The sequence below is a fragment of the Undibacterium sp. SXout20W genome (assembly GCF_049340285.1).
GTDB lineage: Bacteria > Pseudomonadota > Gammaproteobacteria > Burkholderiales > Burkholderiaceae_D > Undibacterium.
On the sequence record NZ_JBMPPH010000021.1, the window covers coordinates 35,874 to 48,170 of the forward strand.

The following is a 12,297-nucleotide window of genomic DNA, read 5'->3' on the forward strand; positions in this document are numbered from 1 at the left end:
GTACCGAATTTGCATTGATCTCGGTGCGCCAATATAGCGCCACTCATTTCGTGCAATCTAATTTACACTATTTAGGCAGAAAAATTGTTGCAATCATTTTACGACAAACCAGAAGATTGAATTCTTCTGTGCCTTAAAGCTGGCAAACTTTCTCTGATATTCTGAATCAGGTTCGTATCGATATCACCAAAAACCACACCCTCACCTTCAGCGAGTTCCGACACTATCTTCCCCCAAGGGTCAATCAGCACGCTATGTCCCCAAGTGCGCCGACCATTGACATGCTTACCACCTTGCGCCGCAGCGAGCACATAACATTGATTTTCAATTGCGCGTGCGCGCAACAAAATTTCCCAGTGAGCTTGCCCTGTCGTGTAGGTGAAAGCAGAAGGTACCACGATCAATGCGCACTCTCCCATCGCTCGATATAACTCAGGAAAACGCAAGTCATAACAAATTGACAAACCAACACGGCCAATTCGAGTCTCGACAGTGACCACTTTGTCACCAGCAGTGATCGTACGCGACTCCTCGTAAGACTCAGCGCCTTTATGAAAGCCAAATAAATGTACTTTATCATAGCAAGCATCGACTTTGCCTTGAGCATCAAACACGAGTGTCGTGTTTAACACCTTACCTTCGACCGGTGAGCGCAAAGGAATGCTGCCACCAATAATGCAGACGTTCAGACTACGTGCCATATCGCCTAAAAAATTTTGCAATTCTCCGTGTCCGGGTGATTCTGCAATATTGAGCTTGTCGGTTTCCTGCATTCCCATTAACGGCCAGTATTCCGGCAGCAGTAACAATTCAGCACCACTTTCAGCTGCTGTCGTTAAAAGGCGCTTTGCAGTCGCCAGGTTTTCTTTAACGTCAGGTGTAGAAACCATTTGTATCGCTGCGACTTTCATCATTCACCCTTCTTAGTTGTGCTGTGCTTTAAGGCATTAGCTGCATCGAGCGCTTGCTGATGATCTACTTTCGTCACCAAGGGCGCCGACCACGCGCCGCTAATTGTGTATTCAAAAGTAAAAGCTCTAGCGAGCGGTTCACGTAAAAATAATTGTGCCAGGAACGTTCCCAGACCAATAACAGGATTGACAGCCAAACCATACACGACAGAAGCAGCACCAGCATTGACCACAGGAATGACCGCTACTTGCATTTGTTGCGTCTCATGCGCAATATCCGCTGTCCCTCCCATCAATACTGTGGCACTTACCCCGCGCATTTTAAGGTTATCGGTTTTGGCGGTTCCTTGCTCAATCTGTGCTGAACCAGTAATAGCGTCAAAGGCAAAACCTTCCGAAAATACATCTCTAAAATCTAGCGTCAGGCGCCGCGGCAAAGATTGCATACTTAATACGCCGAGGAGCTTTGCCGCTCCGGGGTCTACTTTTAAAAACTGTCCGGCAGCTAAATCCAACTCAATTTTGCCGCTTAAGCTAGGAATATCAAGATAAAATGGTAGCCCTTCCCATTTAAGGCTGCCATCAAGCTTACCCCGACCTCCACGCATCACATTTAGGAAACCTAGACGATCTAACAATTGCCCAGTGTTCGCGATTTCCAACACGTAATCGAGTTGTGTCGTTCCAGCACCGTCGCGACTGATCCATTTTCCACTTGCTTTCAATTCAGCATCAGGATTTTTTAAAGCGACCTTATGCAATTGCCATTCACTGACTCCAGCATTGATCTGATTACTTGCCTGCAACTCCAGGCGTCCCATTTTTTTATTAAACAGCTCGAAATTATCCGCAATGATGTCCAAACCAGGGATTTGTGTTCCAATGGTTTTACCAGCTAACAAATCACTGACATCTGATGCCGCAGATTGTGGAATACTCAATTGGCTTAACCTTGCTGAAACACTACCAATATTTTTGCCGTTACTACCCTCACTCCAATTTAAATGCCCTGTTATTTGTTTGGCATCAATATTCGCTTGCCAGACCTTGTTTTGATGCGATAGCCCCAACACAACGTTATCAAGTTGCTTGTCAAAAATCTGCAATTGACCTGTGCGCACGGCTAAAGTATCTGCCTCGAGGTAAGGACTAAGATCGAATGCTGTTGCGGTAGTCGTTGAATTTGAATCGGCAGTTGACGTTCCACCCGACGCTGAATTCAACAAATTTCGCCAATCATCAACATTGAGAACTTTAGTATCTATATTAACCGCTAAGCCTTTTTCAGGCTCTGGTGCTGGCAGATTAACCCCAATCCCACCGGATAAAATCTTCCACTCAGCATCATGCTCAATCGACTTTTGGCGCCGATATCTGGCGCGCAAGATAGTGCCTAACTGGATACGTAATTCATCTTGATTGAATGGCGAAGCTTTACCCAAGTTATTTATTACTGGCGACAAATCGATACGCAATGGAAGCATCTCGCTGGTATTTTTTCGCAATGGTGCTGGGAAATTCAATCCTAGACCTTGCAATGCGGATTCGATTGTAATTTCAGGTTGTTCCTGCCTAACGCCGATCATTGCGGAATATCGCGCAGCACCACTGATTTTATCCTTTAGATGTGGGCGCAGATTCGCGGGCAAATATTGCACCAGACCATCACCGGTTGCCGTTCCATCAAGTCGAATGCGGATACTACTATCCTTTTGAGTGCCGCCTGAAATCACAACAGGGCCGCCCAATGTATTTGCCTTGATCATATCAATGTTCATACCACGCTCATTGAAATCAAGCTTGCCATTGATATTCGTCACCAACGGAATTTCAGGCTGTAACTGCACTTCATTGTTCGCAAACTGCAATGTGCCCCAAACCTTAGTGTCCAGAATATGCTGCAAAGGCAGCTGCAGCTTAAGACGCAGGTTAGCATTTGAACCTGCCTTCGCTTCCCTTAAAAAATGGCCTAACCAAACATCGACTGGGCTTGCACTGACGTAGGACAGCATCGTTTGCAAGTTACTCGTAACATTGCCATCAATAGTTAGTATGGGATTGCGACTTAACAAATCTGGAATAATTGCCTTCACATTTCGCAAATCGGCACTCAATGTCTTGCCGGAGTTACCGTCAATTTCCATACGACTGCGGTCAAATACAAAACTCCCTTGAATATCATCAATGAACGGCCATAAAGGAGAGTTACCAGTATCGGACAGGGCTCCTGCCGTAAAATCGAGCTTGGCGCCAATGAGATTCCCTTTGACTAAGAACTCACCTTTGCTGCGCGCTTTAATATCATTGGCTGCAAATGGGAAATAGGCAAGATCACCTTTAAGACGCACATTCACATTATCAGCAACACCATCCAAGATGCCCTTAATCAACCAATTACGTAAATCAGATTGCGTTGCAGCAGGGATATACCGATCTAATTCTTTAAGATCAAAACCGGTTATATGTGCACTAATATCGGCGTCGCCAGGTTGCGAAATCGCTGACTTACGCATATTCAAGACATGCTTGCCGCTAAGACTCAGATGCATTTTGTCCTGCTGCGCTTCCATTTGTTCGATCTGAAAAATCAGTTTATCGTTCTGACCGAATTGCCAATTTGCCTGCATTTGCAAGCGACTAAAAGGCATCACAGGATCAACGAAGTAACTGCTCAATTTCAAAGACAAATCACTAGAATCCAATACAAAACGTCCACCTTTATCACTCGCATCCAGACTACCTGATAAATGATCGAAGCCCGGAATTGCAGGCACTGCAGCTTTACCAGCCGTCGTACTTGTTTTTGGAATTGCCAATTGTGCTGGTTGCGCCAGCATAGAAAGATTATGAAATAAGCCTTTGACTTTATATGCGGATATATTTGGATAACTACCTTGCCATACCGCAGTAAATTCTTTGAGTTGACCGGTTGGCGAAAAATCGCGCAACATTTGCCTCTGATCGGAAGGCAATGGTAAGTGTGTGGCAAAACTGGCTAAGATCTGCAAATCTAAATATTTGGCGTAAAGCTCGACACTCTCAGCTTGCCCTTTTAATCCTGGAGTAAAACTTTCGGTGATCGTCGTTGCTGGCAAAATCGAGCCGTCACGGGCAAGCATAGAAAAGCCACTAATAGAAATTGAGTGCCCGGCCTTACCGAAAATAGAGGGCAGGTATTTTTTACCCAAATCCGCTTTCTCTGCGACAGATATTCGACCACGAATTTCGGCCATATCAAGCTCAGGCAAATCAGCAGAAAACCGCCCCAACACATCAGACAAGCTTAAATCAGTCGTAAAATCGGCAATCCGGCCAGCATCCAGATGTAACCACGAACGGACCGATCCATAGCCTTTGTCGAGTTGTGCGGGGTAATCAATATAAGATTTAAGTGCATGCAGATCTGCTTGCTTCAGGTCAGCATAAACATCACCGCTCCACACTGCAATGTCAGAGAGCTTTTTTGCAAATGGCTTATGTTGCAAATCACCACGAATATCTAAAGGTGCCGCAACCACTGATTCAGGCGTTGCGCGTAAGGCAAATTGGTGGTGCCGCCATCTATTTTGGAGAATAAAATTGAGTTTGTTGAGTTTGAGTTCTGGTGCATTCAATAAGTGGTCATGCCAGCGCACTGAACCATTACGAATGATGATTTGATGTTGTGACAGCAGCCAATCCAACCCTTTACCCTCATTTTTTTGGCTTTTTACTTCGTTTGTTTCAACAAGGAACCCTGCAACATATAATTTCCCGTTTGCATCTCGGGCGACATCCAAGTCAGGTTGGTTAAGCTCAATAGTTTGAAATCGTAAATCAGCAACTGCAAAGGAAAGCCAAGACAGTGTCGTATTCACTTCAGGTAAAGTCAGCGCTGGTTGACCTTGACGATCTAACAATACAACATTTTTTAGCTCCAGGCGTGGATTGAGACCATGCCACGACGCTTGAAGCGAGGCGATATGTAAATCGCGTCCCAGCGCCTGTCCCATCATTTTTTCTATTTCTGGCTTGTATTTAACAACGTTCGGTAAGACAAGGTAACGCAGCCCTAACAGCAGACCACAAAAAATAAAATAAACAACGACCAACGCACGCACGAGGAACCACATGCATGTGCTACAAGCATGTGTTGTGTGCTTAAAAAGACGCTTCAATCTGTACCAAAATTGCCCTTGTTTCTGAGGTGCAATCTCGGCTTTTTTATTCACAGACGCAGGAGTTTCCGTCGTCATTATGGGCAGTGGCTCTTTACTGCATTAACGAACATCGAAGTCACTGATCGATCCCTTACTTTCAATATACTCCCCTATTATTTTCTAAAAATATTGATTTGGCTAAAGTGCATCTTTGGGAAAAAACACCTGTTGGTCATTACTACGTAGAGTATATGAAATCTATCTGATAACTTCATTGCATCATTAACAAATGCGAACCAGAAAGTAATAGATGCCTTAAAATTAAACTGACGCTTCACACTATAAATTCTGAACAAAAAAACAATATGACAACTTCTTCTTCGACTTCTTTCGCTTCCGTTACCGCATCGCGTTTTTTACAACGTTGGCTGGAAGGCGCCGTGGAACGAAAATCGATATTAGAGGAAATGTCGAGATTATCCTTGACCCCAGCTACTTTTGCTCAAATTTTACAAAAAGAAATGTTAACTGGCGCCAGTCTCAACAAAGCAATGCGGCGCCTACGCAACCTGGTTATTTGTACATTAATCAAGCGCGACCTGGAAAATAAAGCAGATTTAAACGAAGTAGTAACGACAATCAGCGAATTTGCAGATTTTGTTGTAGTGAATCATCTAAAGGCGTTACATGCAGAACTGTGCGAAACGCATGGCGTTCCGATCGGAGAGGATAGTGGCACAGAGCAAGAATTGATCGTTTTGGGCATGGGAAAGCTGGGTGGATACGAACTCAATGTATCCTCTGACATCGATTTGATTTTTTGTTACGCCGAAGATGGCGAAACAAAGATTATTAACGAAAAGCAACGATGTTTATCAAATCATGAATTTTTTAGCCGCTTAGGTAAAAAACTCATCGCTGCAATTTCTGAAATAACGGAAGATGGTTTTAGTTTTCGAGTCGATATGGCACTGAGACCTAATGGCAATTCTGGACCGCTGGTCGCCAGTTTTGCCATGGTGGAGGAGTATTTCATGATCCAGGGACGCGAATGGGAACGTTATGCCTGGGTCAAAGCGCGTGCCATCACCGGAAAAGCTGACGATATCACACTACTCGATAAAATTATTCGCCCCTTCGTTTATCGTCGTTATCTCGATTATGGCTCGATCGACTCATTGCGCTCAATGCATGCCCAAATTCGCGCTGAGGTTGTGCGCCAGGAAACCAAACATCCTGAGCGTAGCAACAACGTCAAACTCGGTCGGGGCGGCATACGTGAAGTAGAATTTTTAGCCCAGGTATTCCAATTAATCAGGGGAGGACGAGAAGCTCACCTACGTGATCGTTCGACCCGCAACACATTAAATACCTTGGCCAAGAAAGGTATTCTGGATCCAGCGATTGTTCATAGACTACTAGACTCATACACATTTTTACGTAATCTGGAACACAGATTACAATATCTCGACGACGCGCAGACCCATACATTTCCAGTTCATAGTGAAGATCAGCTGCGTATAGCACAAATGATGTGCTGCGTTGACGTGGACGAACTTTTAGAGAAATTACAACCGCATCGCGCCTTTGTTGCAGAGCAATTTGATGCTATGTTTAAAGACAAGGCTAATAGTGACGATGAATTAGAACAAGAACTACTGGCTGGCAATCTGGCAAATAGCGACAATGAAGAAATGCTGGCTGCACAGCTCAGCAAAGCAGGCTTTTCTGATTCTGTCAGTGCAGCACGTCGATTAACGGCGACATGGAATTCACCAAAATTGCAAACGCTCTCCGAAGCCAGTCGCAACAAGCTCGTCGCATTGGTCAATAGCTCACTCACGTTGATCGCGAAACAAGACAATAATCATTTGATTTGCTGGAATCGCCTACTCGACTTTATGGAGGCCATTGCACGCCGCTCGGCCTATCTGGCTCTTCTGACCGAATACCCGCATGCTTTAGCACGCGTTGTCAGAATGATGGGGGCAAGCGAATGGGCAGCGATTTTTTTAACCCGCCATCCGATTTTGTTGGATGAACTACTTGATGAATCGTCATTGCATCAACGTCCAGACTGGGTGGCGTTTAAGAACGATCTTCAGCAACAATTGGCGCAACACAAGGGTGACACTGAGAGGCAAATGGAAGTGTTACGCGAGCTGCATCATGCTATGCAATTCCGGCTTCTTGCCCAAGATCTGGAAGGTCAATTAAGTGTCGAACATCTGGCAGATGAGCTCTCACAACTCGCGGATCTGATCGTTGCCGCCACCATGCAGGCAGCGTGGGAAACTATCGCCAGTCGTCACCGCCCGGTACCTCAGTTTGCTGTGATAGCCTATGGAAAACTTGGCGGCAAAGAGCTTGGTTACGCATCCGATTTGGACGTTATTTTTTTGTATGACGATGACGATCAGGACGCTCCGGCCAATTATGCAAAATTAGCTCAACGCTTTATTACCTGGATGACGAGCCATACACCAGCGGGGATTTTATTCGATATTGACATTGCACTTCGCCCGGATGGCGCCAGTGGATTGCTCGTTTCATCCGTCACGTCGTTTGCGAAATACCAGGAAAAGTCGGCGTGGTTATGGGAGCATCAGGCCCTCACGCGCGCGCGCTACTGTGCAGGTGACGCCAATATCGGCGAACGTTTTGAGAAAATTCGAGATCAAGTCCTAAGCCAAGAACGCGACCCAGCGGCGTTGAGTCGAGAAATTCTTAACATGCGACAAAAAATGCACGAAGCACATATCAATCGCAGCGATCTATTCGATTTGAAGCATGATGCGGGCGGCATGATCGATATCGAATTCATTGTCCAGCATCTCGTGCTCAGATACTCGCACCAATTTCCGCAACTTACGGCGAATATCGGCAATATTGCACTGTTGAAGCGCTGTGGAGAGTTAGGCTTAATCGATACTCAGCTCGCTGAGCAAACGTCCATTGCCTATCGCTGGTTCCGAAAACTACAACACGGAATACGACTTCAGGGCGAAGACAGAGCGAGAATTAGCCACGATAAAATAATGCAGGAAGCGGAATCAACCAAACGTTTGTGGAATACACTATTTATTCAAGCAGATTGAGTTTGCGATCAGGCTTGAATCAAGCTTAAGTTGTACTTTTAATTTTAGTTTTAGTTAAAAAAATAAACCGGACTTAAGTCCGGTTTATTCTCAATATTGAACATCGATTATTGAACATCGATGTTTCTCGACATGTGTCGACGAATTATTCCATTGACCGAATCAAAGTTGTGGTTTGGTCGTTTCCAACCACTTTTTGATCCGCCCTGCATCAGCTAATCTGGAATATTTGCCTTTCGAATCAAGGAACACCATTACCACGGCACGGCCTTCTATCATTGCCTGCATGACCAGACAACGCCCCGCCTCATTAATAAATCCGGTTTTTTGCAAGCCAATTTCCCACGATGGATTTGAGACCAGTTTATTTGATGACCCATATTCCAACGCTGGCCCACCAGGATTAACGATATATTTTGAATCCGTTGAATATTGACGAATGATGGGGAACTGATACGCCGCATTAACCAATTTAACTAAATCTTTTGCACTCGCTCGATTCTGGCTCGACAAACCATTGGAATCGACATAATGGGTATCTGCCATCCCCAATTGTTGTGCTTTTGCGTTCATTGCTGCGACAAACGCTGGACGTCCACCCGGATAACTTCTCCCCAAAGCGGAAGCAGCGCGATTTTCAGAGCTCATCAAGGCGATATGTAACATGTCGGCACGTGACAATTTCGCGCCGATTTTTAAGCGTGAACCGGTACCTTTTTCTTTGTCGATATCATCCGCGGTGACTTCAATTTCTTCACTCATGTCCTGATGAGCTTCGACAACGACCAGGCTGGTCATCAGTTTAGTGATGGAAGCAATCGGTAGCGATACGTCGGGATTTTTCTCAAATAAAACCTTAGAACTCGCCTGATCAACGACATAGGCTACGTTAGATTGTAGTGACAAGGGGTCTTTTGAACGATTCAAACCTTCCGCATCACCGACGCTGGGTTTATCAACAGGCGCTGCCATTGCCAGGTTTTGCGTCACCAGGCGACGTTTTCCATGCACAAGTACGTAACGTTTCACTGTTTTTGACGACTGAACCGATGCCGTATTACTTATTCTTTTGTGGGTAACGCGCTTTTTGACAACGACATGTTTAGACGCTGTCCCGCTATCACTGTCTGTCGCAAAGGACATCAGGGGCAACAGAACAGCCATTGAAAATATACAAGCTTGACGGGCAAATTTCACTATCTACAACTCCTCGAATAAAATGTGCCAAAAATTTAAATGCAGTGTAGCAAATATCAAAAAAATCGCAAGATAATTAAAGACTTAGCACAATTTATTCAAGCAAATATTTACTTTACAAACGTTACGAAGTGTTGAGTAGCATCCCGTTCAGTGACGAGCGTGTTTTCTATTTTGCTGTGATCTGCATAACCCAGTGCCATTCCGCATACCAACATTTCGTTCGCAGGTAATTTGAGCTTGTCGGCAATAATTTTATGGTATTGGGTGAAAGCCGCTTGAGGGCAAGTATCAAGGCCACGCGCTTTGGCAGCGATCATAATATTTTGCAAAAACATCCCATAATCTAGCCAAGAGCCCTGCTCCATCACACGGTCAATTGTAAAAATCAAACCAACCGGCGCATTAAAGAACGCGTAATTGCGCCCATGTTGCTCGTGCATTCCCTTTTTATTGTCTCGCCCCAGGCCAAGTAAAGCATACAAGTCCCAGCCAACTTTGCGACGTCGTTCAAGATACGGGCTGACCCATGACACTGGATAATAGTTATATTCTTCAACGTGCGGCGATTCCGCATTGGGATGATTGTGTGCGTCTAAAATAGCTGTCGACAACTCTTGCAGCTTCGCTCCCATTAAAACGTAAACTTTCCAGGGTTGCGTATTACTGCCCGATGGCGCACGTTGCGCTACTTCCAGTATCTTTTGAACGTCCTCTTCAGAAAGCAGATCCGGCAAAAAGGCTCTGATGGAACGGCGGCTGGTAATGACATCATCAACACACTGCTGAACGGGGGAATTAATCATCGTTATCTCTTTGTATCGATATTAAAAGTTGACGCATAGCGTCTGGAATAGTTGCAGGCCGGCGATGTTCACGGTCAACGTACACATGAACAAAATGCCCTTGTGCGGATGCCTGTAATTCGTCGCCCTTGAAAATACCAAGTTCATAGCGAACACTGGAATTACCCAACTTGCTGACAGCCAGACCCGCCTCAATCGTACCGGGGAAAGCTACCGATGCAAAATAGTTGCACTGAGTCTCAATGACCAACCCGATGACCGGGCTATTTTCAATATCCAGTGCTCCATGGCTTATTAAAAATTCATTAACAACGGTATCAAACCAACTGTAATAGACCACGTTATTTACATGTCCATACGCATCGTTATCCATCCATCTCGTCGTGATGGGAAGAAAATGCTTAAACTGTCCACGGGTTTTTGCTTGTAATTTCATGTAAGTGACTAAGAAGTTAAGCCATTAAAACGACTTTTGTTGCGCTCGCCAAGCAGTAAAAGTCGATCACCAAAACAACATTCTGCCAATACGCGTCGATCATCTTGCAGACCAATCAACAAATGCATCAAAAGTTTAACATACCCCCTCATTTCACGATCAGGTCATAAATCATCTGCAGACTCCGCTACAGACATCCACGTTTATTGTGTTTTTTTTATTAAAAATGATAAATTATTTAAATAAAAGATGTCTATTTATAAATTTGCAACGCACAAAATTTTATTGATTAAGTCATATAAATCAATGTAATATCAATTTTTGCATCGCACAAATACAATGTCTTAATGACCGTTTTCTTGTTTCATTTTAGTTTCATTTAGTTTCATGAGCAGCAGAAGTATTTCCCACTCGTTTGCATCCTTTTTCCAGGAGATTCCTATGTTTTCTGTACCAGAACAATTCTCTGCGGCAACTAAAGCAAGTTTTGATGCACAAATCGCGCTATTTTCGCTCTTGAGCGGTAAAGCCTTCGAAAGTGTTGAGAAACTGGTCGAGTTGAACGTTAATGCAGTAAAAAGCACATTAGAAGAATCAGCAACGACAACGAAGCAATTGTTGTCCGCAAAAGATCCACAAGAGTTCTTCACACTCAGCACTTCTCACGCACAACCAACAGCTGAAAAACTGTTGGCATATAGCCGTCACCTCGCAAGCATTGCCTCCAACGCGCAATCTGAATTCACTAGCGCAGCGGAATCGCAAATCGCGGAAAGTAATCGTAAAGTACAAGCTTTGTTTGAAGAAGTCGCTAAGAATGCACCCGCTGGCTCTGAACAATTTGTATCTTTCTTCAAAACAGCGATCACTAATGCCAACACTGGCTACGAGCAGTTCACGCAAAATACCAAGCAAGCTGTAGAAGCTTTGGAAGCAAACCTGAACAATACGGTGACGCAAATTTCACAAGCAGCGAAGCCAGCAACACGCGCATCGTCGAAAAAATAATTCAACCTCCCTAAAAAAGGATTGATTTAAAAAAATGCCAGAAGCAATTTGCTTCTGGCATTTTTAGTTTTCAAAAATACAACAATACAACAATACAACGATAGAGTTAAAAACTTTAACTTCCGTTTAGTGTGTTTTTGTTTAGATCTTATTCTGATCCTCAGAATATGCGTGACTTTGATAGAACGAATATTTTCTGGCGTCCCCCCTGACTTTCTCGACAGGATATTTGATGGCGTTCAAGTCAATCTTTTCATGCGTCGCCGCAATCAAGTCAATGTCGAGTTTATCGGCCAGCATCACGACATAGGTCAATACATCGGCCAACTCATAACGCACGGCAGCATATTGCTCTACACCCAATTCATCAATATTCCCTTGGGTAAGCCACTGAAACGGCTCCAATAACTCGGCCGCCTCAACGATTAACGCGCTTGCCAGATTTTTGGGGGAATGAAACGACTCCCAATGCCGTTCTCTTGCAAATGTACGTAAGCGATCACGAATACCATTCAAGTCTGCTTGTGATTGATCGTCAGTTTTCATTGGGTGCCTTGTCTGCCTCAAAGTATTAATGGGTTATTAATTGGTCATTCGTTTTATTTAACGATCGGAACATCTAAATTTACGACGTATTTTTCCTAAAAGTGGCCATAAATGCTGCACTGCAAAATAATTACGTGACGATAAGCTTGAACCAGA

Annotated in this window: 8 protein-coding genes; 2 read left to right on the top strand and 6 right to left on the bottom strand. The window is 44.4% G+C overall.

The window, feature by feature from the left end:
• Nucleotides 1–98: 98 nt before the first annotated feature.
• Complete coding sequence (locus tag ACO0K1_RS12130) at nt 99–914, bottom strand: carbon-nitrogen hydrolase family protein (protein WP_423026027.1); 816 nt, start codon at nt 912–914, stop codon at nt 99–101.
• The gene (locus tag ACO0K1_RS12135; RefSeq protein ID WP_423026029.1) at nt 911–5,023 is read right to left on the bottom strand and encodes a YhdP family protein; all 4,113 of its coding nucleotides are present in this window, start codon (nt 5,021–5,023) and stop codon (nt 911–913) included. The genes ACO0K1_RS12130 and ACO0K1_RS12135 overlap by 4 nt, the downstream gene beginning before the upstream one ends.
• A 368-nt stretch (nt 5,024–5,391) precedes the next feature.
• Between ACO0K1_RS12135 and glnE the strand changes: the two genes are divergently transcribed.
• Nucleotides 5,392–8,148: a bifunctional [glutamate--ammonia ligase]-adenylyl-L-tyrosine phosphorylase/[glutamate--ammonia-ligase] adenylyltransferase gene (gene glnE, locus ACO0K1_RS12140; protein ID WP_423026086.1), complete on the top strand. Its 2,757-nt coding sequence runs from the start codon at nt 5,392–5,394 to the stop codon at nt 8,146–8,148.
• A 162-nt stretch (nt 8,149–8,310) separates the two neighbouring features.
• Here the strand turns inward: glnE and pbpG are convergent, their stop codons facing one another.
• From pbpG to ACO0K1_RS12155, 3 genes are all read right to left on the bottom strand, one after another.
• Nucleotides 8,311–9,348 carry a D-alanyl-D-alanine endopeptidase gene (gene pbpG, locus ACO0K1_RS12145; protein WP_423026088.1) on the bottom strand — a complete coding sequence of 346 codons (1,038 nt, stop codon included), beginning with the start codon at nt 9,346–9,348 and terminating at the stop codon, nt 8,311–8,313.
• A gap of 107 nt (nt 9,349–9,455) precedes the next feature.
• Nucleotides 9,456–10,151 carry a nitroreductase gene (locus ACO0K1_RS12150; protein WP_423026031.1) on the bottom strand — a complete coding sequence of 232 codons (696 nt, stop codon included), beginning with the start codon at nt 10,149–10,151 and terminating at the stop codon, nt 9,456–9,458.
• Nucleotides 10,144–10,587: an acyl-CoA thioesterase gene (locus tag ACO0K1_RS12155; protein ID WP_423026033.1), complete on the bottom strand. Its 444-nt coding sequence runs from the start codon at nt 10,585–10,587 to the stop codon at nt 10,144–10,146. The genes ACO0K1_RS12150 and ACO0K1_RS12155 overlap by 8 nt, the downstream gene beginning before the upstream one ends.
• 441 nt (nt 10,588–11,028) lie before the next feature.
• Here ACO0K1_RS12155 and ACO0K1_RS12160 point away from each other — a divergent pair, with 441 nt between their 5' ends.
• Nucleotides 11,029–11,595 carry a phasin family protein gene (locus ACO0K1_RS12160; RefSeq protein WP_423026035.1) on the top strand — a complete coding sequence of 189 codons (567 nt, stop codon included), beginning with the start codon at nt 11,029–11,031 and terminating at the stop codon, nt 11,593–11,595.
• Between the two features lie 141 nt (nt 11,596–11,736).
• On the opposite strand, the gene ACO0K1_RS12165 is transcribed toward ACO0K1_RS12160, so the two are convergent.
• Nucleotides 11,737–12,141, bottom strand: coding sequence for a nucleotide pyrophosphohydrolase (locus ACO0K1_RS12165; RefSeq protein WP_423026037.1), 405 nt, complete (start codon nt 12,139–12,141; stop codon nt 11,737–11,739).
• Between the last annotated feature and the right edge of the window lie 156 nt (nt 12,142–12,297).

What these genes read in the sequence shown, in the direction of transcription:
- ACO0K1_RS12155 (WP_423026033.1), bottom strand. Translation starts at nt 10,587, where the DNA reads ATGAAATTACAAGCAAAAACCCGTGGACAGTTTAAGCATTTTCTTCCC.
- ACO0K1_RS12130 (WP_423026027.1), bottom strand. Translation starts at nt 914, where the DNA reads ATGATGAAAGTCGCAGCGATACAAATGGTTTCTACACCTGACGTTAAA.
- ACO0K1_RS12135 (WP_423026029.1), bottom strand. Translation starts at nt 5,023, where the DNA reads ATGTGGTTCCTCGTGCGTGCGTTGGTCGTTGTTTATTTTATTTTTTGT.
- ACO0K1_RS12165 (WP_423026037.1), bottom strand. Translation starts at nt 12,141, where the DNA reads ATGAAAACTGACGATCAATCACAAGCAGACTTGAATGGTATTCGTGAT.
- ACO0K1_RS12160 (WP_423026035.1), top strand. Translation starts at nt 11,029, where the DNA reads ATGTTTTCTGTACCAGAACAATTCTCTGCGGCAACTAAAGCAAGTTTT.
- ACO0K1_RS12150 (WP_423026031.1), bottom strand. Translation starts at nt 10,151, where the DNA reads ATGATTAATTCCCCCGTTCAGCAGTGTGTTGATGATGTCATTACCAGC.